A 22,204-nucleotide genomic window follows, 5' to 3' on the forward strand; every position below is an offset into this window, starting at 1 on the left:
GACCGGGGGCGCCGCCGCTCAGCCGGAGCGGTCTGCGTATTCCAGGACGTGCTCCGCCAACAGCCGCCCGACCTGCGGGTCCTGCCGCCGGAAGGCCTCGATCAGCGGCAGGTGGTCGGCGGCGTTCTCGTGCAGCTCAGGGCGTATGCGGTGCAGCGACAGCACCGTCCACACCTCGGCGCCCAGCCCCTCCCAGGACCGCAGCAGCGTCCCGTTGCCGGAGGCGGCGACGATCTCGCGGTGGAACGCCACCCCGTGCCGGGCCTGCCCGAGGGTGTCACCGGCCGCGGCCGCCGCGGCCATCAACTCGACGTGGCGCTCCAGCGCACCGGTGTCCCCGGCCAGCCGGACCACCGCCGCCTCGGCGGCCAGTTGCTCGAGCGCCGCCCGCACCTGGTAGAGCTCACGCAGCTCCGCCGGGCCGATCTCGCGCACCCGGACGCCCCGGTTGGGCTCGGCGTCGAGCAGCCCGAGGGTCTGCAGCGAGCGCAGCGCCTCGCGCACCGGCGCCTGGCTGACGTTCAACTCGGCCGCAAGGCGCCGCTCGACGATCCGGTCGCCGGGCTGCCAGCGGCTGCCGAGCAGGCCCTCCAGCAGCAGCCCGCGCACCTGTTCGCCGAGCGGGACCCGGGACAGCGGGTCGCCGTCCCCGCCCTGCGCTGGGGACGACATCGGTGGAGGTGTCGGCGCCGGGTGGGTCATGGCGTGCTCCAGGCTTTCCGGGAAGGGGGCGGCGGGATCGGCCCAGGCCAGGTCAGGCCAGGCCCAGTTCGTCGCCCTCGCGCGGGGCGAGGAAGCGCGCGACGTCGGCCTCCGTCACCTCCGCCAGCGTACGCGGCGACCACTGCGGGTTTCGGTCCTTGTCGATCACCTGGGCGCGGATGCCCTCGACCAGGTCGTGGCCGTCCAGCGCGGCGCAGGAGATCCGGTACTCCTGGTCGAGCACGGCCTCCAGCGAGGTCAGCGTACGGGCCCGGCGAAGCGCGGCCAGGGTGACCTTGACGGCGGTGGGGGAGTTCCCGAGCACCAGCTCGGCGGACTCCTTCGCCTCCGGCACACCGGAGTTGAGCAGTCGCTCGACGATCTCCTCGACGGTGTCGGCCGCGTAGCAGGCGTCGATCCACTCGCGCTGTCCGGCGAGTTCGGCGGGCGGCGCGGGCTCGGCGTGGGCGGCGACGGTCGCGGCCGGATCGGCGCTGCGGGCGAGGGCGTCGAGCAGTTCGGGGACGCGCGCGGACGGGACGAAGTGGTCCGCGAAGCCGCACAGCAGGGTGTCGCCGGGGCCCATCGAGGCGGAGGTGAGGCCGAGGTGGGTGCCCAACTCGCCGGGGGAACGGGCGAGCAGGAGGCTGCCGCCGACGTCCGGGACGAGGCCGATCCGGGTCTCGGGCATCGCGATCGTGGAGCGCTCGGTGACGATCCGCACCGCGCTGTGGGCGGACAGGCCGATGCCGCCGCCCATGGTGATGCCGTCCATCAGCGCGACGAAGGGCTTCGGGTAGCGGGCGATCAGGGCGTTCAGCCGGTACTCGTCGCGGAAGAAGGCGCGGGTGCCGGCCCCGCCGGCCTTGACCTCGTCGTGAATGGCACGAAGGTCCGCGCCCGCGCAGAGGCCGCGCTCGCCGGCGCCGGTCAGGACGACGGCGCGCACCCGGTCGTCGGCGATCCATCCGTCCAGCGTCGCGCGGATGGTGGTGATCATGCCGTGGGTGAGCGAGTTGAGCGCCCGCGGGCGGTTCAGCACGATCCGTCCGAGACCGCCGTCGCCGTCCAGGACCGCTTGGACCTCCGTCGCCTCTGCGCTCATCGGAACCGCTCCCGTCCCCTCGGTGATCTCGCCTTTCGCTGTCCACCGTACCGGGGCGGGTGGGTGGTTGTGATCACGAGGCCGGTGTGATCGGGGTCCCGTGATCGGGGTCCCGTGTTCCGGTTGCCGTTATCGCGGTCCTGCGGTCGGGCGGCGTACTCGGGTGGCACGGTTGTCACGTCCAGGCGCGCAGGGCGAGTTCGGCGATGCGGGCCAGGTCCTCGGCGGTGGCGCCATCGCGGGCCTGCTGGGACATGCCCTGGATGACCGTGGCGAGGTACCCGGCCAGCGCCTCCGGGTCGGCCCCGGGCGGCAGTTCGCCCTCCTGCTGGGCGGTGCGCAGCCGGTCCGCGAAGACCTGCCGGTTCCGATTGCGCAGCTCGCGCAGCTGGGCCTGGACCCCGGCGTCCTGCGGGGTGACGTTGGTGGCGGCGGTGATCACCAGGCAGCCGGCCGGGTGGGACGGGTCCGGGTAGATGGCGGCGGCCTCGCGCAGGATCCGGGCGAAGGCCGCGCGGGCACCGGCCTCCTCGGCCAGGGCGACACCGACGAAGGCGCCGACGGGGGAGTGCCCGTAGTGGCTGACCACCTCCTCGAAGAGCGTGCGCTTGTCGCCGAACGCGGCGTAGAGGCTGCCGGGGCGGATGCCCATGGCGGCGGTGAGGTCGGTGACGGAGGTGGCCTCGTAGCCGCGCTCCCAGAACAGTCGGGTCGCCGCCGCCAAGGCCTCGTCCCGGTCGAAGGCCGGCGGGCGCCCGCGCCTGGGGCGGGGCGTGGGGCCGGCGGTCTTGCTCTCGGGTGTCGCCGCGTCGGTCATGGGGTGGATTTTAGAGCAGTCACTCAAGAAGTGTGTGCTACGTTCTTTCTTGATCGATCGCTCAACAATTGTCGAGCTGGCACTCGACGCAACAGGAGGGGGCTCAGTCATGGGCGCGTACGGGCTTCGGGGCAAGGTGGCGCTGGTCACCGGCGGCAGCAGGGGCATCGGCCGGGCGATCGCCCGCCGGCTCGGGCGGGAGGGTGCCACCGTCGCGGTCGGCTACGCCCGGGACGAGGCGGCGGCGCGGGAGGTGGTCGAGGGGATCCGGGCCGACGGTGGGCGGGCCTTCGCGCTGCGCGCCGAGCTCGGACGGCACGGCGACGCGGCCGCGCTGTGGGCGGCCTTCGACGCGGAGGTCGGGGCGCACGCGAGCGGCGGCGGGGTTGACATCATCGTGAACAACGCCGGGATCGGCCGCAGTTCGGACCTCGCGGCGCTGACCGAGGCGGACTTCGACGAGGTGTTCGCGGTGAACGTCCGGGCGCCGTTCTTCGTCGTGCAGCACGGGCTGGAGCGGCTGCGGGACGGCGGGCGGATCATCAACATCTCCAGCGGGGCCGCTCGGCTCGCGATGCCGGAGATCATCGCCTACGGCGCCACCAAGGGCGCGCTGGACACCTTCACGCTCAACCTCGCGAAGCAGCTCGGCCCGCGTGGGATCACGGCCAACTCGGTCGCGCCCGGCGTGGTGGACACCGACGTCAACGCGGGCTGGCTGCGCGGCAACCCGGAGGCGGAGGCGTACGCGGCCTCGATCGCCGCGCTCGGCCGGGTCGGGCAGCCGGAGGACATCGCGGACATCGTCGCGTTCCTCGCCTCGGACGACGCGCGCTGGGTCACCGGGCGGGTCATCGATGCCACGGGCGGCGCGGGGCTGTAGGCGGGCGGCGGAAAAACAGATGACAGCTGACGGATTTCAGATGATGAAATCTGTCAGCTGTCATCTGTCAGTTGTTGTCCGTCGGTTGTCGCTTGTCCTCCGTCAGCCCCGCACCCGCCCCGCGACCTCGCCGAACCCGACCACCACGCCGTCCGGCCCCGGGGCCGTCGCCGTGATGACGACCTCGTCGCCGTCCTCCAGGAAGGTCCGGGTCGTCCCGTCCGGCAGCTTGAGCGGCTCCTCGCCGTTCCAGGTGAGCTCGATCAGCGCGCCGCGGGTGTCCGGCTCCGGCCCGCTGACCGTGCCCGAGGCGAACAGGTCACCCGTGCGCAGCGAGGCGCCGTTGACCGTCATGTGGGTCAGCTGCTGCTGCGCCGTCCAGTACATGCCGGCGAACGGCGGGCGCGAGACGAGGTGGCCGTTCAGCCGGACCTCCATCGCCAGGTCCAGGCCCCACGGCTCGCCGCCGCGGTCGTCCAGGTACGCCAGCGGCTCGACGTCGCGCTCCGGCGGGGTGACCCGGGCGTGCTGCAGGGCGTCCAGCGGCACGATCCACGGCGAGATCGAGGTCGCGAAGGACTTGCCGAGGAAGGGCCCGAGCGGCACGTACTCCCAGGCCTGGATGTCGCGCGCCGACCAGTCGTTGAGCAGGCAGACGCCGAACACGTGCTCGCGGAAGTCGTCCAGCACGACCGGCCGGCCCAGCTCGGACGGCGTGCCGACGACGAAGCCGACCTCGGCCTCGATGTCCAGCCGACGCGAGGGCCCGAAGCTCGGCGCGGCGTCGGCGGGCGCCTTGCGCTGCCCGTGCGGACGTACCACCGGGGTGCCGGACACCACCACCGTGCCCGCCCGACCGTGGTAACCGATCGGCAGGTGCTTCCAGTTGGGGGTGAGCGGATCCGAACCCGGGCGGAAGATCCGGCCCAGGTTGGTGGCGTGGTGCTCGGAGGCGTAGAAGTCGACGTAGTCCGCGACCTCGAACGGCAGGTGCAGCTCGACCTCGCCCGCTGGCAGCAGGGCCGGCGACAGCGCCTCGCGGAAGGACTCGTCCGTCAGCCAGGTGGTGAGGTCGGCCCGGACCTGGGTCCAGACCGAACGCCCCGCCGCCATCAGCGGGTTGAGCGAGTCCGCGTCCAGCAGCACCGACGGCGCGCCGGCCGCGCGGGCGGCCGCCCCGGCGTCCAGTACGAAGTCCCCGACGCGCACACCGATCCGGCGCTGCCCGGGCCGGTCGGCCGCGGTGAAGACACCGTAGGGCAGGTTGTGCACGCCGAACGGCGAGTCCTGGGCGCTGGTGAGCCAGCTGCGGGGGGTGCTCAACGGTCCTCCTGGACAAGTGGACTGGGCGACAGCAGGCCGAGCGCGGCCAGGTCGTCCAGGGGTTCGGCGATGCTGCAGGTGCCGAACGCGGTGAACGAGTTGCGGATCACCGTAACCTGGTGCCCGCTCAGAGCGCGGACGGCCTTGGCCAGCACCTCGCCGTCGCGCTCGGCCAGCACCTCGGCGGCCGCGGCGCGGTCCGTCTCCTGCGCGGCCAGCAGCACGTTGAGGAAGCCGTGGTGCTCGAAGCCGGTCTCCGGATCGGTGTGCCGGACGGCGTTGTGCAGCCCGGCCGTGCACTTGTACGGCAGGCCGCGGCGGGCGCAGCCGGTGAGGAAGGCGGCCAGTTCGTCCTCGCCCGGGAACGCCTCCGCGACGACCCCGCCGGTGCGGAACTTCGCCCGGTAGGCGCTGTCGACCAGGACGTCCAGCGTTTCGTCCAGCCCGTCCCCGCGCAGGAGTTCGCGCGGAAGTTCGACGGCGGCGGGCACGTCCGGGGACAGCAGCCGGTCCAGCTCGGCGACCGCCTCGGCGGCGTCCCGGGTGGCCAGTTCGACCCCGGCGAGCTCGAAGGGCGCGGCGGCGGCGAGCGCCGGGGCGAGCTCGGCGCTGCCCCCCGGCAGCACGAGCCCGACCCTGAGCGGCCCGGTGCCCTCCACCGCCGCGGCCAGTTCGCCCAACCGGCCCGCCCCGCACAGGAACGGGCCGACCGCGTCGGCGTACCAGGCCGTGCGGTGGGCGCGGTGCGCGGGCACCGCCTCGACGACCGGCAGGTTCCCAGGCGGGAACACCGCCGCGTCGTCGAAGAGTCCGAGGAACAGCTCCGGGATGGCGAAGGGGCCCGATGAGGGGAACACGGGGGTACCGGAGCTCATCGCCCGGGCCCCCGACCCGCCCACGTCCAGGCGTAGTTGGAGTCCTCGGTGGCCCGTCCGCCCTCGCCGAGCTCCAGCGGGCGGAAGGTGTCCACCATGACCGCCAACTCGTCGAAGAAGTCCACGCCGATGCTGCGCTCGTATGCGCCCGGCTGCGGCCCGTGGGTGTGCCCGCCCGGGTGCAGCGAGATCGAGCCCTGACCGATGCCCGAGCCCTTGCGGGCCGCGTAGTCGCCGCCGCAGTAGAACATGACCTCGTCGCTGTCCACGTTGGCGTGGTAGTACGGCACCGGGATCGACAGCGGGTGGTAATCCACCTTGCGGGGAACGAAGTTGCAGATCACGAAGCCGTTGCCCTCGAACACCTGGTGGGCCGGCGGCGGCTGGTGGATCCGGCCGGTGATCGGCTCGAAGTCCCGGATGTTGAAGGCGTACGGGTACAGGCAGCCGTCCCAGCCGACCACGTCGAAGGGGTGGTGCGGCACGGTGTAGCGGGTGCCCGAAACCCCGTTCGGGCCACGGTGCTTGACCAGCACGTCGACGTCCCCGGGGGTGTCGACCACGAGCGGCCCGACCGGCCCGCGGAAGTCCCGCTCGCAGTACGGCGCGTGCTCCAGCAGCTGCCCGTACTTGGACAGGTAGCGCTTGACCGGGGTGATGTGGCTGTTCGCCTCGATGCAGTAGGCGCGCAGCGGCTCGTCCCCGGACGGCACCCAGCGGTGGGTGGTGGCGCGCGGGATGATCACGTAGTCGCCCTGGCTGACCTCGATCGAGCCGAAGACCGTCTCGACCGTGCCCGAGCCCGACTCCACGTACACGCACTCGTCGCCGAGCCCGTTGCGGTACAGCTCACTCGGGGCCCCGGCGGCGACGTACGAGATCCGCACGTCGCCGTTGCCGAGGACCAGACGGCGGCTGCCCACGACGTCCGCGGACTTCCACTCCTGGTCCGCGAACAGCTCGTGCAGCTTGAGGTGGCGGGGGAGCAGGGGATGGTTGGGCACCGTGGACTGGTCGGGCAGCTCCCAGGGCGCCGCGTTGACCACCGCCGAGGGGATGCCCCGGTGGTAGAGCAGCGACGAGTCGGAGGAGAACCCCTCCTCGCCCATCAACTCCTCGTAGTACAGCCCGCCTTCGGGTGTGCGGTGCTGGGTGTGACGCTTGGGCGGGATGTTGCCCAGCTGCCGGTAGTACGCCATCTCCGTGCTCCTCCTCGACCGTCCGTGAGCCGACCGTCCGTGAGCCGACCGTCCGTGAGCCGACCGTCCCTGAGTCGACCGTCCGTGAGTCGACCGTCCGTCAGGGTGTCCCGACGCTACAGGTTGCCGCGACGGTCCTGCTCGCGCTCGATGGACTCGAACAGCGCCTTGAAGTTGCCCTTGCCGAAGCCCAGCGAGCCGTGCCGCTCGATGAACTCGTAGAAGACGGTCGGGCGGTCGCCGATCGGCTTGGTGAAGATCTGCAGCAGGTAGCCGTCCTCGTCGCGGTCGACCAGGATGCCGCGCTTCTTCAGCTCCTCGATCGGCACCCGCACCTTGCCGATGCGCTCGCGCAGCTCCGGGTCGTCGTAGTAGGCGTCCGGGGTGTTGAGGAACTCCACGCCGCGGGAGCGCAGCACGTCCACGGTGGTGAGGATGTCGTTGGTGGCGAGCGCCATGTGCTGGCAGCCGGGGCCGGCGTAGAACTCCAGGTACTCGTCGATCTGGGACTTCTTCTTGGCGATGGCCGGCTCGTTGAGCGGGAACTTCACCCGGTGGTTGCCGCTGGCGACGACCTTGGACATCAGGGCGGAGTACTCGGTGGCGATGTCGTCGCCGACGAACTCGGCCATGTTCACGAAGCCCATGACCCGGTTGTAGAACTGGACCCACTCGTCCATCCGGCCCAGCTCGACGTTGCCCACGGCGTGGTCCAGGGCCTGGAACAGGCGCTTGGGGGAGCCCTCCGGGTGGGTGACGGTGCTCTTGGCGACGACGTAGCCCGGCAGGTACGGGCCGTTGTAGCGGGAGCGGTCGATCAGGGTGTGGCGGGTCTCGCCGTAGGTGGCGATGGCCGCGCGGCGAACGGTGCCGTTCTCGTCCGTGACGTCGTTCGGCTCCTCGAGGACGGTGGCGCCGCTGGCGCGGGCGTGCTCGATGCACTTGTCGACGTCCGGGACCTCCAGGGCGAGGTCGACCACGCCGTCGCCGTGGCGGCGGTGGTGGTCCAGCAGCGCGCTGTCCGGCTGGACGCCGCCCTTGATCACGAAGCGGCAGGAGCCGGAGCGCAGCACGTAAGCCTTGCGGTCGCGGCGGCCGGTCTCCGGGCCGGAGTAGGCGACCAGCTCCATGCCGAACACGACCTGGTAGAACTGGGCCGTCTGGGTGGCGTTGCCGACGACGAACACGACCGCGTCCTGCGCGGTGACCGGGAACGGGTCGGAGGCCTGGTCGTGCTCGACGAGGCCGACGAGGCGGCGCAGCTGGTCGGCGTCGAGACCGGCCTCGCGCTCCTCGGGGGTCAGCTCAAGGGCGTGGGACTGCGTGGTCATCGCTCGTTCCTCCACTCAGGGCCTCGGCGTTGAGGCTTCCGGGGGTTTCCGGGGGCTTTGGGGCTTCCGGTCGGATCGCGTGGATCGCTGCCGCACGGCGAACTGGTGGGCGGTGCGGTTGCGCAGAGCTTGCTCCTGTCGTGAGGGTTGGGCAACAGGTCGATTTTTCACTGCTCAATGTGTACAAGCTGATCAGGAATTCCCGGCCCCGGCTGCACAATATGTGCTGCCTCCGGGCGCTGCTCGCGCGAGATCTGCGCAACCGGCGACTACCGGCCCTCGGCACCCGGGCCGTCGGCGGTCGGCAGGTGGCGCAGGAACCAGTCCCCGGCCAGCTCAGCGGCCTGGTCGAGGGTGCCCGGCTCCTCGAACAGGTGGCTCGCGTGCGGCACCACCGCCAGCTCGCTCACGCCCCGCAGCCGGGCCCTCGCCTCCCGGTTGAGGCCGAGCACGGTGGTGTCCAGGGCACCGACCACGAGCAGCGTCGGCGCGTCCACCCGGCCCAGGACGTCTGCCCCGGCGAGGTCCGGGCGCCCGCCCCGGGAGACCACGGCGCGCACCGCCGGGCCCAGCTCGGCGGCGGTGTACAGCGCGGCGGCCGCGCCGGTGCTGGCGCCGAACAGGCCGAGCGGCAGGCCGCGAGCACCGTCGGTGCGCTCCAGCTCCCGTGCGACGGCGGTCAGCCGGGAGCCGAGCAGGCCGACGTCGAACACCTTGCGCCGGTCCGGCTCCTCGGCCTCGGTGAGCAGGTCGAACAGCAGGGTGCCCAGCCCGGCCCGGTTCAGGTACCGGGCGACGTGCCGGTTGCGCGGGCTGTGCCGGCCACTGCCGCTGCCGTGGGCGAACACCACGATCCCGCGCGCCTCGGCCGGCACGGTCAGCCGGCCCGCCAGGCGGACCCCGGCGACGGACAGCAGCAGCTCGCGGTCGACGCCGTCCGGCTCCTCGGGCCGTCCGCCCTCGCCCCGGGCCTCGGCCAGCAGCCGCAGCACCTCCTCGTCGTCGGTCTGCGAGAAGTCGGCGTAGAACTCGCCGATCGCGAAGAACGGGGACGGCGTGTCGACGCAGACCAGCTCGTCGGCGACCTCGGAGAGCCGGTCCGTCCAGTCCCGGGGCGCCACCGGGACGGCGAGCACCACCCGGCCCGCGCCGCGTGCCCGGACGATCCGGCAGGCCGCCCTGGCGGTGGAGCCGGTGGCGATGCCGTCGTCCACCACGACCACCGTGCGCCCGCGCAGGTCGGCGGCCGGACGGTCGCCCCGGTAGCGGCGGGCCCGGCGCGCCAGCTCGGTGCGCTCGCGTCGCTCCACCTGCGCCAGCTGCTCGTCGCCGACCCCGGCGAGCCGCAGGACCTGCTCGTTCAGCACCCGTACGCCGTCCTCGCCGATCGCCCCCATGGCCAGCTCGGGCTGGTACGGCACTCCGAGCTTGCGGATCACGCAGATGTCCAGCGGTGCGCCGAGCGCCGTCGCCACCTCGGCGGCCACCGGCACCCCGCCGCGGGGCAGGGCGACCACCACGGTGTCGGGGCCGGCGAGGTGGGCGAGGCGGGCGGCCAGCCGGTGGCCCGCATCGGTGCGGTCGGTGAAGTGGGTTCCGGTGACGTGCATGACACGGCCTCCGAGTTCCACCGTACGCCGGTCGTGGCGGGTCGGTGCCGGGCGGGCGGCGCGCTGTTCGGCCGGGCGGATCACCGCCCTGCTGGCTGGGGCGAAAATGCGCGAGGCGGGGCAGCTCTTCCCCGACCTCACCGCCCGCGAGGCCGAGGTGCTGGACCTGGTCGCGCGCGGCTACGACAACCGGCGGATCGCCCGGGAGCTGGTGGTCGCGGAGAAGACCGTCCGCAACCACGTCACCCACATCTTCGAGAAGCTGCACGTGGCGACCCGTGCCGAGGCGGTCGCCCGGGCCCGCGACATGGGCCTCGGCGAGGGCTGACCCGCCCCGGGCAACCGCGGGATGTGGTCCGGGGGTGCCGGTCCGCCGACCGGCACCCCCGGGGTCTTGCCGGCCCTCTCGGGCCTACGGCTGCATCTCGTACGAGCCCGAGAGCGCCTCGACCCGGGCCCACACCTTCGCGGCGCGCTCGGCGTCCGTCACCGGGCGGCGCACGTTCGCCAGCGCCCAGGCGGCCTGCTCCTCGGTGGCGGAGGCCTTGCCGTGCAGCTCGGTCGCGTGCGCGGAGAAGTCGCGGACCAGCGCGTCGAAGATCTGGTCCAGGACGTCCGCGTCGAGGCCGGTCAGCTCGGCCTGCTCCAGCACCAGCTGGCCGTAGACGATCAGCGCGAACAGCTGGCCGATCTCCAGCAGGAAGTCCAGGTCCGCCTGCTGCTCCTTGCTCGGCGCGTGCTTGAGCAGCAACTCGCAGAAGCCGTCGGCCTGTTCGCGGAAGCGGGCGACGTTCGCCAGCTGCGCGTGCCGGTCGTAGGCGGCGCGCCAGTCGTGGAAGCGGATCGCACCGAGACCGCGGGCCGGGCCCTGGCGGAACAGGAAGGCGTCGTCGGCGGCGTCCAGCCGGGTCGGCACCGGCGCGTAGTCGGCGGGCGCGAACAGGTAGTTGCCCATGAACTTGAGGATCAGCGCCAGATTGACGTGGACGGTGCCCTCCAGCTTCGGCAGGCCGCGGATGTCCTTGGCGGCCTTGTCGAAGTAGGTGTCCGCCTCGAAGCCCTTGGCCGCGATGACGTCCCACATCAGGTCGATGACCTTCTCGCCCTCGGTGGTGACCTTCATCTTGGTCATCGGGTTGAAGAGCAGGTAGCGGCGGTCCTCGGGGGAGGCGGTGCGGAAGTAGTCCACGGCCCGCGCGCTGAACAGCTTCATCGCCACCAGGCGGGCGTAGGCGTCCGTCAACTCCCGTCGCACGTGCGGGAAGTCGGTGACCTTGCGGCCGTACAGCACCCGGTTGTGGGCGTGCGTGACGGCCTCGTACATCGCGTGCTCGCAGATGCCGACCGAGGCGGTGCAGAGGTTGAACTTGCCGACGTTGACGGTGTTCAGCGCGGCGTCGAAGGCGGCCTGGCCGGTGTGCAGCACGTCCTCGGCCCGGACCGGGTAGTCCTCCAGGCGGAACTCGCTGACGTACATCTGGGCGTTCACCACGTTCTTGACCAGGTGGTACGCCTCGTGGCGGCTGTCGGCGGCGAAGAAGACGTAGCCCTCGGGGCCCTCGACGTCCGAGCGGCGGCCGAAGACCGAGACCAGGCCGGCCACGTTGCCGTTGCCGATGTAGTACTTGGGGCCGGTCGCGGTGAAGCCGCCCTCGCCGTCCGGGGTGAGGATCATGTCGGTGGAGTAGATGTCGGCGCCGTGGGTGCGCTCGGACAGGCCGAAGGCCATCACGTGGCCCTCGGCGAGGAGCTTGGCGGCGCGGGCCCGGACGGCCTCGTTCTCGCTCTGCCAGACCGGGCCGAGGCCCAGGATGGTGACCTGCCAGGTGTACCAGTAGCCGAGGCCGTAGAAGCCGAGGATCTCGTTCAGCTCGGCGATCCGCGCGGTGTCCCAGCGCTTGTTCGGGTCGGCCGCGGAGGGGGTCAGGAATTCCGCGAACAGGCCCTCCTGGGCCGCGAATTCGAGGAAGTCGGCGTACCAGGTGCGGTCGATGTAGGTGTCGATGAGCGCCTTCTTGCCGCGGGACTCGAACCAGTCGACGGTCGCGCGCAGCAGCCGGCGGGTCGGCTCGTCGAACTGCGCGGGGTCGTAGGTGCGCGGGTTGAAGAGCATCAGGGCTCCCTGGGGTCGAGGATGTCGAGGGTGTCGAGCGTGTGAGGGCTCGGCGAAACGGGGTTCGGATGGTGGGGTTCAGATGAGGGGGGTTCAGATGGCGGGGTTCGGATGACGGAGTACAGCGAACAGAAAACAGATTTCAGCTAACAGATTTCAGACTCTGTCATCTGGTTTCCGTTCCCCGTCCCCTGTTCCCCGCCCCGTCCGTCCGCGAGTCGGCGCAGAGTGGCGAGCACGTCGTCCAGCCACGCGAGGTTCATCCGCTCGAACTCGATGCCGCCGCGCAGCACCACGTGCTGCAGCTCCTGCCGGGTGTCCAGGGCGGCGAGGTCGGGGAAGTCCCGCTGCTCGCCGTGCAGGTAACGGGCGAGCAGGGCGGCATGGCTGTCGCGGTGCCGTTCGACCTCGGAGATGAGCGCGGTCAGCGCGGCCGGTTCGTCGAAGGCCGCGGCCCGGATCTTGACCGCGAGCTCGTGCCGCACGGTCTCCGGCTCGACCGGTTCGCGCAGCCAGTCGGCCAGCGCGGCCCGCCCGGGCCCGGCCGCCGAGTACACCTTCTTGTCCGGGCGGCCGTCCTGCGCGACCTCCTCGGCGGCGACCCAGCCGTCCGCCTCCATCCTCCGCAGCACCCGGTAGATCTGCTGGTGGGTGGCGGTCCAGAAGCGTCCGATGGAGCGGTCGAAGCGCCGGGCCAGTTCGTACCCGGAGCCGGGCTGCTCCAGCAGCGAGACGAGGATCGCGTGCTCCAGTGCCATGCCCGCATCCTGCTATGCAACGAGTTGCATAGGCAACGTCCCCCCGGAGTGTTGAGACGCAGGTCACCGGCGTGATCGGATGGTTATCGGCGATTCCGGACAATCAGGTGCAAAACCTTGGAGAAGCGCCAGAATAGGTACGGGGCACGCCCCCTTCCATGGTCCGAACCACAGGAGGTGGTATCGGTGGCAACCCATTTGCCGACGGGCATGGAGCACCACCCGGACATCGTCGAACTCCGGGAACACTACGAGCGGGTCACCTCGACCCCCCGCGCCCAGGGCATTGAAGCCCTGGCCGTACTGGCCGGCCTCTTCCTGGCGGCATCGCCTTGGATCGTCGGCTTCACCGCGTTCAGCACCCTGACCGTGACCTGCCTGATCGTGGGTCTGGCCTACACGGCCCTGATGGCCGGCTACGGATCGCCCTACGAGCGCACCCACGCGCGCGCCTGGGCCGCCGCCGCGCTCGGTGTCTGGACGATCATCTCTCCCTGGGCCGTCTCCGGTTCAGTCGCGCACGGCAAGAACATCGTCACCTGCGTCATCGTCGGTGCGGTGATGTTCCTGCTCGGCCTCGCGGCGATCTCGATGGCCACGATCACGGCGAACGGAGCAGCGATGCGGCTCGGCCGGGCCGGCCGCGCCAAGGGCTGATCTTCCCCGCAGCCCGCGTCCGGGGCACGGAGGGCACGTGTGCCCGCCGCGCCCCGGCGCACGTCCGAGGGGGGCCCGACCGGGCCCGGGCTACGGGCGCGTCATCCGCAGCACGTCCAGCGCCCGGTCCAACTGCTCCTCGGTGAGCTCGCCCCGCTCGACGTACCCGCGCTCCAGCACCACCTGACGGATCGTCTTCCGCTCGGCCAACGCCTGCTTGGCGACCTTCGCCGCCTCCTCGTACCCGATGTACCGGTTCAGTGGCGTCACCACCGACGGCGAGGACTCCGCGTACTCGCGGGCCCGCTCGACGTTCGCGGTGATGCCGTCCACCGTCCGGTCCGCCAGCAGCCGGGCGCTGTTGGCCAGCAGCCGCACCGACTCCAGCACGTTGCGGGCGATCACCGGGAGCATCACGTTCAGCTCGAAGTTGCCGCTCGCGCCGGCCAGGGTCACCGTCGCGTCGTTGCCCACCACCTGGGCGGCCACCATCAGCACCACCTCGGGCAGCACCGGGTTCACCTTGCCCGGCATGATGGACGAACCAGGCTGCAGGTCCGGCAGGTTGATCTCGCCCAGGCCGGTGCGCGGGCCGGAGCCCATCCATCGCAGGTCGTTCGCGATCTTCGTGAACCCGACCGCCACCGTGCGCAGTTGGCCGCTCAGCTCGACCAGCGCGTCCCGCGCGCCCTGCGCCTCGAAGTGGTCGCGGGCCTCGGTCAGCGGCAGTCCGGTGGCGCGGGCCACCTCCTCGATGACGGCCGCCGGGAAGCCGGGCGGGGTGTTGATGCCGGTGCCCACCGCCGTTCCGCCGAGCGGCAGTTCGGCGACCCGGGGGAGCGTGGCCAGCAGCCGTTCCCGCCCGTGCCGCACCTGAGCCGCGTAGCCGCCGAACTCCTGGCCGAGGGTGACGGGCGTGGCGTCCATCAGGTGGGTGCGGCCCGACTTGACCACCTGTGTGAACTCGACGGACTTGCGCTCCAGCGCCTCCGCCAGGTGCTCCAGCGCCGGGATCAGGTCGTGGGTGACGGCGGCGGTGGCGGCGATGTGGATCGAGGACGGGAACACGTCGTTGGACGACTGGCTCGCGTTCACCTGGTCGTTCGGGTGGACCGACCGCCCCAGCCGCTCGCCGGCCAGGGTGGCGATCACCTCGTTGGCGTTCATGTTGGACGAGGTGCCCGAGCCGGTCTGGAAGACGTCCACCGGGAACTGGTCGTCCCAGCGGCCCTCCGCCACCTCCTCGGCCGCCGCCGCGATCGCCCCGGCCGTCTCCTCGTCCAGGACCCCCAGGCGGGCGTTCACCCGCGCCGCGGCCGCCTTGATCCGGGCCAGCGCGGCGATGTGCGCGCGCTCCAGCCGCTGGCCGGACACCGGGAAGTTCTCCACCGCCCGCTGCGTCTGCGCCTGCCACTTCGCAGCGGCCGGCACCCGTACCTCACCCATCGAGTCGTGCTCGATCCGGTACTCCTGCGGCTTCTCCCGCTCGTCACCCATCGTGCGCTGCACCTCCTGTACGGGCCCGCTCGGCCCGGTCACGGGTCTTCCGATCACGACAGCCGCGCACGGGCCCCGGGTATTTCCACCCGGGGCCGGTGATCTCCGATCCGGAGGACGCCGGGTGCGGCGCGGTTACGGCCGGGGGATCCCGGCGCGGACCAGCTCGCCCGGCTCGGTGCCGGCCTGCGCGACCGACGACCCGTCGGGCGCCCAGATCCCGGAACCGCCCGAGCTGTCCGGGAACACACCGGAGGGCCCCGCAGAGGTGGACAGCACGACCCAGACGCCGTGCGTCGTGGCGCGGTCCCGGCAGTGGCCGTCCCGGCGCTCGGCCTGCGCGGCGCCCGGGCCGTACAGGGTGGAGGCGACGTAGGCGTCGATGCCCAGCGGGGCGGTCTCCTTGGCGTGCGTCGGGTCGGCGACGTCGGCGCAGACCGCGAGGCCGAGTCGCAGGCCGTCCAGCTCCAGCACGACGGGCTTCTCGCCCGCGGTGAAACGGTCGGGCTCGCCCTCGCCGTGCAGGCGCATCTTCCGGTAGACGACGGCGGCGCCCTCTCCGGTGACCGCCAGGGTGGCGATGGACTCGCTCCCGTCGGCCTCCGCGACCGGTGCGCCGACCAGCGCCAGGGAGCCGGCGGCGGCGCAGGCGTCGACCAGCGGGGCGAGCCGCGGGTCGGCCGGGTCGACGGTGGGGGCGACCAGGTCGTAGCCGGTCAGCGACAGCTCGGGGAAGACCACCAGGCGGGTCCCGGCCGCCCGGACGGCCTCGGCGTGCCGCTCGACGTTCACGGCCAGGGTGTCCGGGCGGCCGCGGTCGGCGCAGAGGGGCTGGGCGACGGCGACGGTCAGCGGCGCTGACGAGGGCATGGCGGGGCCTCCGGTCGGGTGGGGGGTCGGTGGTCAAGATCAACCTATGCGGCCGCCGAGGAGCCGGGCAAGCGTCGGGAGCCCGGCTGGGCTGCCCTGGCCGACCGCCCTGCCGGTCCTCACCATGGCGGCACGCGGAGGCGCTCGCTCCGGCCGGGGCGCACCTGTCCTGCCTTGCCGGGACCGGGACGCCTACGGAGTGGCCGGGTCTCAGCTGTTCGAGCCGTGATCACTCGAACGAGTGAGATCCCGGCCGGATCGCTTCAAACGGTCGTACGGCACTTCGTACGCTCCTGACCGGGTCGGGTGGACACCGACCGCCCCGGAGCGCCGCGGCCCGGCCCGGGGAACCGACGCAGGGGGCGGACCGGATGACCACAGGACACGACGACAGCCGTACGACCGACGCGATTGGCGCGACCGTCGCGGACGGCGAGAACGACATGGCCGGCGCGCCGGACGGCCGGGCAAGCGGTCGGGACGCCGGACGCGGCCTGACCAGGCGGCAACTGCTCGGCGCCTCCGCGGCGCTCGGCGGCGCGGCCTGGCTGCTGCGCGGCACCATCGGCCCGGACAGCGCGGAGGCCGCCACGTCGGTACCGCCCGGCCTGCCCGCCGGCACCGAGCTCTACCAGCGGGTCTTCGAGAACTGGTCCGGCGAGATCCGCACCGACCAGCTGTGGACCTGCGCGCCGCGCACCCCCGAGGAGGTGCCGGCCCTCGCCGACTGGGCGCACGCCAACGGCTGGCGGCTGCGCGCCTCCGGCTACCGGCACACCTGGGCGCCGCTCACAGTCGCCAACGGGACCCCGGACAGCACCCGCGTCCTGATCGTGGACACCAGCCGCTACCTCACCGCCATCACCGCCGACTCGCCCACCACCGTCCGGGCGCAGACCGGCGCCGGGATGGAGGCGCTGCTCGCCCACCTGGCCGACCGAGGCCTCGGCCTGACGGCCTGCCCGGCGCCCGGTGACCTCACCGTCGGCGGCGTGCTCGCCATCGGCGGCCACGGCACCGCCGCCCCGGCGCACGGCGAACTGCGCCCGGACGGGCACGGCTACGGCTCGGTCAGCAACCAGGTGGTGCGGCTCACCGCCGTCGTCCTCGACCCGGCCACCGGCCGCTACACCCTGCGCACCTTCGACCGGGCCGAGGCCGACAGCGCCGCCTTCCTGGTGCACCTGGGCCGCGCCTTCCTCACCGAGGTCGTGCTGCGCGCCGGGGCCGACCGGCCGCTGCGCTGCGTCAGCCGACTGGACATCCCGGCGAGTGACCTGTTCGCCCGTCCCGGGGCCGCCACGGGCGGCGGCGGGCTGCTCGGGGGACTGCTGGGCGGCGGTGACGGCCCGCGCACCCTCGCCGACTTCGTCGAGCGCGACGGCCGGGTTGAGGCGATCTGGTTCGCCTACACCGACTACCCGTGGCTCAAGACCTGGACCGTCAGCCCGACCAAGCCGCTGGCCTCCCGGGCCGTCGACCAGCCCTACAACTACCCCTTCTCGGACAGCATTCCGGAACCGGTCGCCCGGCTGGCCGGCCAAATCGTCTCCGGCGCCTGGGGATCGGCCCCGCTGTTCGGCCAACTCCAGTACCTCGTCGCCAAGGTGGCGCTCACCGGCGACCTCACCGACGTCCTGCTCTCCGGAGGACTGCTGCGCGACCTGCTCTCCGGCGACCTGATCACCCACCTGCTCGCCGGCGGTCTGCGCTCCGACCTCTGGGGCCCCTCGCGCACCCTGCTGCAGTACGTGCGGCCCACCACGCTGCGGGTCACCGCCAACGGCTACGCGATCCTGACCAAGCGCGCCGACCTGCAGTGGGTGGTCAGCGAATTCGCGGCCTACTACCGGCAGTTGCTCGCCGAGTACCAGGCCCGGGGCGAGTTCCCGGTGAACGGCGCGGTGGAGATCCGGGTCACCGGCCTGGACGACCCGTCCTACTCCGGCGTCCCCGGCGCCCGGCCCCCGCTGCTGTCCGCGCTGCGACCGCGGGCGGACCGGCCGGAGTGGGACACCGCGGTCTGGCTCGACGTCCTGGCCTTCCCCGGCACGCCCGGTCTGGAGCGCTTCGCCCGGGACCTGGAGCAGTGGCTGCTGCGCACCTTCGACGGCACCCGGGCCGGCCTGCGGGTCGAGTGGTCCAAGGGCTGGGCCTACACCGCCGACGCGGCCTGGGCCGACCAGGACCTGATCGGCCGGGTCATCCCCGACAGCCTGCGGGCCGGGGGCTGGCCCGGCTGGGACGAGGCGGTCGCCGTGCTGGACCGCTACGACCCGCACCGGGTGTTTGGGAACGCATTCCTGGACGGGTTGCTGAAGTAGCCCGCTCCGGAGCGGGCCAGGGCGCGGGTGGTGGAACAGATGGCAGCGAACAGATGATGAAATCTGTCATCTGTCATCTGTCATCTGTCATCTGTTCGCCGCTCGCCGTTCGCTGCTCGCCGTTCGCCGCTCGCCGCTCGCCGCTCGCCGCTCGCCGGTCGGCGCCCGGCGGCGGAGCGTCAGATGTGCTCCATCACGATCACGGCCAGGGTGTCCGCCGCCAGGGCGCGGAACACGTGCGGGGCGTCGCCCGGATAGCTGATGTAGTCGCCCGGGCCGAGCTCGACCGGCGCCTCGCTCGGGCCGACCAGGGCCCGGCCCGAGCCGATCATCACGTGCTCGACGGTGCCGGGCATGTGCGGGTCGGAGGCTCGGGTCTCGCCCGGCTGGGCCTCGATCCGGTAGATGTCGCGGCGGGCGTTCGGCGGGCAGGAGGAGAGCACGGTGGCCGCGTAGTTGGCCTGCTCGGAGTGGGTCACCGGGCCCTCCCCGGCCCGCAGCACCTTGACGGTCGGGCGCGGCGGGTCGACCAGCCGGCTGAACGGCACGTTCAGCGCCACCCCGAGCGCCCAGAGCGTCTCCACGCTGGGGTTGCCGGCACCTGACTCCAGCTGCGAGAGCGTCGACTTGGCGATGCCGGCGCGTCGAGCCAGCTCGGTCATCGACAGTCCGCCGCGTTCGCGTTCGCGTCGGATGGACGCGGCGATCTGGCCGATCAGCTCCGCGCCGGAGCCGTTGGCGCCCTCGGGCCGGGTGGTCCGGTCAGTCATGCTCGCCACTCACTCTTTCCCCAGGCTCCTGCGGTCGGCTTCCCGTTGCTGGTGCCGTTCATGCTGCCACGGCGGGGCCCTCGGGGTGCCGGCGCGGATTGCCGTTCGCCCTGCCGGTCACCTTGTTCGCCTTGACGAACCAGCCCGTCGGGTTCACTCTATTGGACATGCGTTCGCTATTTCGAACACTGGAACGTGCCACCCTCCGCGACATCGCCCTGGTCTGCCTCGCCGACGCGCTGGTAGGGGCCTCCTTCGGCGCGATCAGTGTGTCCGGCGGCCTGCCGCTGTGGGTGCCGATGGCCCTCTCCCTCCTGGTGTTCGCGGGCGGCTCGCAGTTCGCGGCCGTCGGCGTGGTGCTGTCCGGCGGGGGCGCGCTCGCGGCCGTCGCCACCGGACTGGTGCTCAACGCCCGGCTGCTGCCCTTCGGGTTCGCCGTCGCCGACGTGCTCCAAGGCCCGTGGTGGCGGCGGCTGCTGGGGGCGCAGCTGCTCACCGACGAGAGCGCGGCCTTCGTACTTCAGCAGCACGAACCGCGGCGGCGCCGGGCGGCGTTCTGGATCTGCGGGGCCTCCCTGTTCGTGGTCTGGAACGTCGCGGTGCTGCTCGGGGGCCTCGCGGGCGGGCTGATCGGGGACACCGACGTGCTCGGCCTGGACGCGGCCTTCCCGGCGGTGCTGCTCGCGCTGGTGCTGCCCTCGCTCAGGGACCGCGGAACGCGTACGGCGGCGCTGACGGGTGCGGCGGTGGCCGTCGCGGTCACGCCGTTCGTCCCGGCCGGTCTGCCCGTGCTGTTCGCCTTGGCCGGGCTGCTGTTCGCCGGACGGCCGGGGTCCGCACCGCCGACAGATGAGGCCGGGACGGAGCCGGATGATCCGGGGGCCGCCGTCGCGGCCGTGAAGGAGGAAGTCCGATGATGCCGCTGTACGCCGTACTGCTGCTGGCCGCCGGGACGTACGCCTACCGCGTGGCCGGACCGCTGCTCGGCCACCGGCTCGCGCTCTCGGAGCGGCTGCGGCACCTGCTGGCCGTCGCGGCGGCGGTGCTGCTGGTCGCGCTGGTGGCCACCGGCGCGCTGACCCAGGGCCACGGCTTCGCCGGGTGGGCCCGTCCGGCGGGCGTGCTGGTGGCTGGGGTGCTGGCGTGGCGCCGGGCGCCCTTCCCGGCGGTGGTCGTCGCCGGTGCGGCGACCACGGCGGTGCTGCGGCTGTGCGGGGTGGGGTGAACAACGGCGGGCGGCAGCCCGCCGTCACCACTCACCCGTCACCCCTCATCCGTCCTGTGTCAGCCGCTCCGCCTGCACCTCGGGCCGCTGGCTGTCCCACAGCATCTCCCACACCTTGAACACGCAGTGGTAGTCGCGCATGCTCCCCTGTGAGATCAGCAGGTAAGTGTCCCCGTCCCGGAGGAGCGTCTGCCGCCGGCTGGTCATCGGGTGGTCCGGCGTGTAGGTCGGGACGATCTTCCGCAGCTCCGCGACGGCCTCCTCACGAGTGCCCTCGACCTCGCCGAGCACCTTGCTGCCCCAGGTCCGGTCCCTGCCGACGCCCACCGTCTCCTCGACGACCAAGGCCCAACGCGCCATGCCCCCGCCTCCCCTTCCGTGTTCCGTTCCGGCGCTCCCGTCGGCGCGACATGTCGCCTTCCTCACTCGTTCCCGTCGGTCCGGGGTCGGGAGGGTTGCGGAATACTCGCCGGTGTCCCGCCGAGACTACAAGGAGCTTCAATGTCGAAGCCGACCCGGATCGACCCGTCCGACCTGCTCGCGGTCGGCGACCTCCTCTCCGACGAGGAGCGGCTGATCCGCGACACCGTCCGCCGGTTCACCGAGGAGCGGATCCGCCCGCACATCGGCGACTGGTTCGAGCACGGCGTCTTCCCAGCCCGCGAACTCGCCCCCGAACTCGGCGCCCTCGGCGTGCTCGGCATGCACCTCGACGGCTACGGTTGCGCGGGCGCCGGCGCCGTGGCCTACGGGGTGGCCTGCATGGAGCTGGAGGCGGCCGACTCCGGGCTGCGCAGCTTCGTCTCCGTCCAGGGCTCGCTAGCAATGCGCTCGATCCACGCCTTCGGCTCGGAGGAGCAGAAGCAGCGCTGGCTGCCCGGTATGGCGGCCGGTGAGCTGATCGGTTGCTTCGGTCTCACCGAGCCCGACTTCGGCTCGGACCCGGCGAACATGCGCACCCGGGCGGTCCGGAAGGGCGGCAAGGGCGGCGACTGGGTGCTGTCCGGCAGCAAGATGTGGATCACCAACGGCAGCATCTCCGACGTCGCCGTGGTCTGGGCGCAGACCGAGGAGGGCGTGCGCGGCTTCCTGGTCGAGCGCGGCACCCGCGGCCTGACCGCGACCGACGTGCACAGCAAGCTCTCCCTGCGCGCCTCCGTCACCAGCGAGCTGGCCTTCGACGAGGTGGTGCTGCCCGCCGACGCCGTACTGCCCGGCGTCACCGGCCTGCGCGGCCCGCTCTCCTCGCTCAACGAGGCCCGCTACGGCATCCTCTGGGGCACCGTCGGCGCCGCCCGCGACTGCTACACCGCCGCCCTCGACTACGCCAGGACCCGGATCCAGTTCGACCGCCCGATCGCCGGCTTCCAGCTGACCCAGCAGAAGCTGGTGGAGATGATGCTGGAGGTCGAGAAGGCCTATCTGGTGGCGCTGCGGATCGGCCGGCTCAAGGAGCAGGGCGAGGCCCGCGCGCCGCACATCAGCTTCGGCAAGCTCAACAACGTCCGCGCCGCGCTGGAGATCGCCCGCAGTGCCCGGACGGTCCTCGGGGCCAACGGCATCACCACCGAGTACCCGGTGCTGCGGCACGCCAACAACCTGGAGTCGGTGCTCACCTACGAGGGCACCAGCGAGATCCACACCCTCGTCCTCGGCGAGGCCATCACCGGCGAGTCGGCCTACCGCTGACGGGCCGTCCGGCCCCACCCCCGCCGGCGAAATCCGGTGGCCGGGCCTGTCGCGGCCCGGCTACCGTCGCTGCCATGACCAGCCAGTCCGTCCAGCCGACGCCCCCGACCACCACCCTCTGGCGCCCCACCGGCCCGCAGGAGCTGGCCCTGGTCGAGGCCGCCGACTGGCGCGCCTGGCCGCCCCGGCTGCCCGAGCAGCCGATCTTCTACCCCGTCCTCAACGAGGACTACGCGATCCGGATCGCCCGCGACTGGAACGTGCCCGCCTCCGGCGTCGGCTACGTCACCCGCTTCGAGGTGGAGACGGAGTTCCTCGCCCGCTACCCCGTGCAGCGGGCGGGTGGCCGGACGATCCTCGAACTCTGGGTGCCCGCCGATGAGTTGGTCGAGTTCAACCGGCACATCGTGGGCCGCATCGAGGTGGTCCACGAGTTCCGGCCGGAGCGGTGAGTGC

22 protein-coding genes are annotated in these 22,204 nt (G+C 72.5%); 8 read left to right on the top strand and 14 right to left on the bottom strand.

What is annotated here, in order from left to right; translation table 11 throughout:
* Window positions 1-18 precede the first annotated feature (18 nt).
* From ACIG5E_RS00995 to ACIG5E_RS01005, 3 genes are all read right to left on the bottom strand, one after another.
* Window positions 19-672, bottom strand: coding sequence for a GntR family transcriptional regulator (locus ACIG5E_RS00995; RefSeq protein WP_396530652.1), 654 nt, complete (start codon window positions 670-672; stop codon window positions 19-21).
* An 82-nt stretch (window positions 673-754) separates the two neighbouring features.
* Complete coding sequence (locus tag ACIG5E_RS01000; protein ID WP_396530653.1) at window positions 755-1,807, bottom strand: enoyl-CoA hydratase/isomerase family protein; 1,053 nt, start codon at window positions 1,805-1,807, stop codon at window positions 755-757.
* A 175-nt stretch (window positions 1,808-1,982) separates the two neighbouring features.
* Entirely contained in the window at window positions 1,983-2,624 is a 642-nt protein-coding gene (locus ACIG5E_RS01005) for a TetR/AcrR family transcriptional regulator (protein WP_396530654.1), read from the bottom strand.
* A 109-nt stretch (window positions 2,625-2,733) separates the two neighbouring features.
* Between ACIG5E_RS01005 and ACIG5E_RS01010 the strand changes: the two genes are divergently transcribed.
* Window positions 2,734-3,507, top strand: coding sequence for an SDR family oxidoreductase (locus ACIG5E_RS01010; protein WP_396530655.1), 774 nt, complete (start codon window positions 2,734-2,736; stop codon window positions 3,505-3,507).
* A 102-nt stretch (window positions 3,508-3,609) separates the two neighbouring features.
* Here the strand turns inward: ACIG5E_RS01010 and fahA are convergent, their stop codons facing one another.
* The 5 genes from fahA to ACIG5E_RS01035 all read right to left on the bottom strand — a co-directional run bounded on the left by fahA (window position 3,610) and on the right by ACIG5E_RS01035 (window position 9,845).
* Window positions 3,610-4,830, bottom strand: a complete 1,221-nt coding sequence (fahA, locus tag ACIG5E_RS01015) for a fumarylacetoacetase (RefSeq protein WP_396530656.1) — start codon at window positions 4,828-4,830, stop codon at window positions 3,610-3,612.
* A complete protein-coding gene (locus ACIG5E_RS01020; protein WP_396530657.1) occupies window positions 4,827-5,687 on the bottom strand; it encodes a hypothetical protein in 861 nt (286 codons plus the stop codon). The genes fahA and ACIG5E_RS01020 overlap by 4 nt, the downstream gene beginning before the upstream one ends.
* 14 nt (window positions 5,688-5,701) lie before the next feature.
* Window positions 5,702-6,904 (bottom strand): homogentisate 1,2-dioxygenase, encoded by a 1,203-nt coding sequence (locus ACIG5E_RS01025; protein ID WP_396530659.1) that lies wholly within the window; start codon window positions 6,902-6,904, stop codon window positions 5,702-5,704.
* Between the two features lie 116 nt (window positions 6,905-7,020).
* The gene (hppD, locus tag ACIG5E_RS01030; protein WP_396530660.1) at window positions 7,021-8,235 is read right to left on the bottom strand and encodes a 4-hydroxyphenylpyruvate dioxygenase; all 1,215 of its coding nucleotides are present in this window, start codon (window positions 8,233-8,235) and stop codon (window positions 7,021-7,023) included.
* Window positions 8,236-8,504: 269 nt separating this feature from the next.
* Entirely contained in the window at window positions 8,505-9,845 is a 1,341-nt protein-coding gene (locus ACIG5E_RS01035) for a phosphoribosyltransferase family protein (RefSeq protein ID WP_396530661.1), read from the bottom strand.
* Between ACIG5E_RS01035 and ACIG5E_RS01040 the strand changes: the two genes are divergently transcribed.
* Window positions 9,844-10,173 (top strand): response regulator transcription factor, encoded by a 330-nt coding sequence (locus ACIG5E_RS01040; protein WP_396530662.1) that lies wholly within the window; start codon window positions 9,844-9,846, stop codon window positions 10,171-10,173. The two genes, ACIG5E_RS01035 and ACIG5E_RS01040, sit on opposite strands and share 2 nt — an antisense overlap.
* 84 nt (window positions 10,174-10,257) lie before the next feature.
* Here the strand turns inward: ACIG5E_RS01040 and ACIG5E_RS01045 are convergent, their stop codons facing one another.
* Both ACIG5E_RS01045 and ACIG5E_RS01050 read right to left on the bottom strand, forming a co-directional pair.
* Window positions 10,258-11,958 carry an acyl-CoA dehydrogenase family protein gene (locus ACIG5E_RS01045; protein WP_396530663.1) on the bottom strand — a complete coding sequence of 567 codons (1,701 nt, stop codon included), beginning with the start codon at window positions 11,956-11,958 and terminating at the stop codon, window positions 10,258-10,260.
* Window positions 11,959-12,104: 146 nt separating this feature from the next.
* Entirely contained in the window at window positions 12,105-12,716 is a 612-nt protein-coding gene (locus ACIG5E_RS01050) for a PadR family transcriptional regulator (RefSeq protein WP_396530664.1), read from the bottom strand.
* 186 nt (window positions 12,717-12,902) lie between these two features.
* Between ACIG5E_RS01050 and ACIG5E_RS01055 the strand changes: the two genes are divergently transcribed.
* Window positions 12,903-13,373 carry an SPW repeat protein gene (locus ACIG5E_RS01055; RefSeq protein ID WP_396530665.1) on the top strand — a complete coding sequence of 157 codons (471 nt, stop codon included), beginning with the start codon at window positions 12,903-12,905 and terminating at the stop codon, window positions 13,371-13,373.
* A gap of 90 nt (window positions 13,374-13,463) precedes the next feature.
* Here ACIG5E_RS01055 and ACIG5E_RS01060 read toward each other — a convergent pair whose 3' ends face one another.
* Window positions 13,464-14,870 (bottom strand): class II fumarate hydratase, encoded by a 1,407-nt coding sequence (locus ACIG5E_RS01060; RefSeq protein WP_396530666.1) that lies wholly within the window; start codon window positions 14,868-14,870, stop codon window positions 13,464-13,466.
* Between the two features lie 135 nt (window positions 14,871-15,005).
* Window positions 15,006-15,740, bottom strand: a complete 735-nt coding sequence (locus tag ACIG5E_RS01065) for a carbon-nitrogen hydrolase family protein (protein WP_396530667.1) — start codon at window positions 15,738-15,740, stop codon at window positions 15,006-15,008.
* A 443-nt stretch (window positions 15,741-16,183) separates the two neighbouring features.
* Here ACIG5E_RS01065 and ACIG5E_RS01070 point away from each other — a divergent pair, with 443 nt between their 5' ends.
* Complete coding sequence (locus tag ACIG5E_RS01070) at window positions 16,184-18,064, top strand: cholesterol oxidase substrate-binding domain-containing protein (RefSeq protein ID WP_396531000.1); 1,881 nt, start codon at window positions 16,184-16,186, stop codon at window positions 18,062-18,064.
* Window positions 18,065-18,243: 179 nt separating this feature from the next.
* Here the strand turns inward: ACIG5E_RS01070 and ACIG5E_RS01075 are convergent, their stop codons facing one another.
* Window positions 18,244-18,834, bottom strand: a complete 591-nt coding sequence (locus ACIG5E_RS01075; protein WP_396530669.1) for a helix-turn-helix domain-containing protein — start codon at window positions 18,832-18,834, stop codon at window positions 18,244-18,246.
* 167 nt (window positions 18,835-19,001) lie between these two features.
* On the opposite strand from ACIG5E_RS01075, the gene ACIG5E_RS01080 reads away from it, so the two are divergent.
* Both ACIG5E_RS01080 and ACIG5E_RS01085 read left to right on the top strand, forming a co-directional pair.
* Window positions 19,002-19,751 (top strand): AzlC family ABC transporter permease, encoded by a 750-nt coding sequence (locus ACIG5E_RS01080; protein ID WP_396530670.1) that lies wholly within the window; start codon window positions 19,002-19,004, stop codon window positions 19,749-19,751.
* Window positions 19,751-20,059, top strand: a complete 309-nt coding sequence (locus tag ACIG5E_RS01085) for an AzlD domain-containing protein (RefSeq protein ID WP_396531001.1) — start codon at window positions 19,751-19,753, stop codon at window positions 20,057-20,059. Before ACIG5E_RS01080 ends, ACIG5E_RS01085 begins: the two co-directional genes overlap by 1 nt.
* Window positions 20,060-20,104: 45 nt before the next feature.
* On the opposite strand, the gene ACIG5E_RS01090 is transcribed toward ACIG5E_RS01085, so the two are convergent.
* Window positions 20,105-20,419, bottom strand: coding sequence for a hypothetical protein (locus ACIG5E_RS01090; RefSeq protein ID WP_396530671.1), 315 nt, complete (start codon window positions 20,417-20,419; stop codon window positions 20,105-20,107).
* 141 nt (window positions 20,420-20,560) lie between these two features.
* Here ACIG5E_RS01090 and ACIG5E_RS01095 point away from each other — a divergent pair, with 141 nt between their 5' ends.
* Window positions 20,561-21,748 carry an acyl-CoA dehydrogenase family protein gene (locus ACIG5E_RS01095; RefSeq protein ID WP_396530672.1) on the top strand — a complete coding sequence of 396 codons (1,188 nt, stop codon included), beginning with the start codon at window positions 20,561-20,563 and terminating at the stop codon, window positions 21,746-21,748.
* Between the two features lie 74 nt (window positions 21,749-21,822).
* Window positions 21,823-22,200, top strand: coding sequence for a hypothetical protein (locus ACIG5E_RS01100; protein ID WP_396530673.1), 378 nt, complete (start codon window positions 21,823-21,825; stop codon window positions 22,198-22,200).
* The last annotated feature ends 4 nt before the right edge of the window (window positions 22,201-22,204 follow it).

Source organism: Kitasatospora sp. NPDC053057 (assembly GCF_044546945.1).
Lineage (GTDB): Bacteria > Actinomycetota > Actinomycetes > Streptomycetales > Streptomycetaceae > Kitasatospora.

Coding starts and splice junctions, on each gene's coding strand:
- ACIG5E_RS01070 (WP_396531000.1), top strand. CDS start 16,184: ATGGCCGGCGCGCCGGACGGCCGGGCAAGCGGTCGGGACGCCGGACGC.
- ACIG5E_RS01075 (WP_396530669.1), bottom strand. CDS start 18,834: ATGACTGACCGGACCACCCGGCCCGAGGGCGCCAACGGCTCCGGCGCG.
- ACIG5E_RS01095 (WP_396530672.1), top strand. CDS start 20,561: ATGTCGAAGCCGACCCGGATCGACCCGTCCGACCTGCTCGCGGTCGGC.
- ACIG5E_RS01005 (WP_396530654.1), bottom strand. CDS start 2,624: ATGACCGACGCGGCGACACCCGAGAGCAAGACCGCCGGCCCCACGCCC.
- ACIG5E_RS01045 (WP_396530663.1), bottom strand. CDS start 11,958: ATGCTCTTCAACCCGCGCACCTACGACCCCGCGCAGTTCGACGAGCCG.
- ACIG5E_RS01060 (WP_396530666.1), bottom strand. CDS start 14,870: ATGGGTGACGAGCGGGAGAAGCCGCAGGAGTACCGGATCGAGCACGAC.
- ACIG5E_RS01100 (WP_396530673.1), top strand. CDS start 21,823: ATGACCAGCCAGTCCGTCCAGCCGACGCCCCCGACCACCACCCTCTGG.
- ACIG5E_RS00995 (WP_396530652.1), bottom strand. CDS start 672: ATGTCGTCCCCAGCGCAGGGCGGGGACGGCGACCCGCTGTCCCGGGTC.
- ACIG5E_RS01035 (WP_396530661.1), bottom strand. CDS start 9,845: ATGCACGTCACCGGAACCCACTTCACCGACCGCACCGATGCGGGCCAC.
- ACIG5E_RS01090 (WP_396530671.1), bottom strand. CDS start 20,419: ATGGCGCGTTGGGCCTTGGTCGTCGAGGAGACGGTGGGCGTCGGCAGG.
- ACIG5E_RS01010 (WP_396530655.1), top strand. CDS start 2,734: ATGGGCGCGTACGGGCTTCGGGGCAAGGTGGCGCTGGTCACCGGCGGC.
- ACIG5E_RS01085 (WP_396531001.1), top strand. CDS start 19,751: ATGCCGCTGTACGCCGTACTGCTGCTGGCCGCCGGGACGTACGCCTAC.
- ACIG5E_RS01080 (WP_396530670.1), top strand. CDS start 19,002: ATGCGTTCGCTATTTCGAACACTGGAACGTGCCACCCTCCGCGACATC.
- ACIG5E_RS01065 (WP_396530667.1), bottom strand. CDS start 15,740: ATGCCCTCGTCAGCGCCGCTGACCGTCGCCGTCGCCCAGCCCCTCTGC.
- hppD (WP_396530660.1), bottom strand. CDS start 8,235: ATGACCACGCAGTCCCACGCCCTTGAGCTGACCCCCGAGGAGCGCGAG.
- ACIG5E_RS01040 (WP_396530662.1), top strand. CDS start 9,844: ATGACACGGCCTCCGAGTTCCACCGTACGCCGGTCGTGGCGGGTCGGT.
- ACIG5E_RS01025 (WP_396530659.1), bottom strand. CDS start 6,904: ATGGCGTACTACCGGCAGCTGGGCAACATCCCGCCCAAGCGTCACACC.
- ACIG5E_RS01050 (WP_396530664.1), bottom strand. CDS start 12,716: ATGGCACTGGAGCACGCGATCCTCGTCTCGCTGCTGGAGCAGCCCGGC.
- ACIG5E_RS01000 (WP_396530653.1), bottom strand. CDS start 1,807: ATGAGCGCAGAGGCGACGGAGGTCCAAGCGGTCCTGGACGGCGACGGC.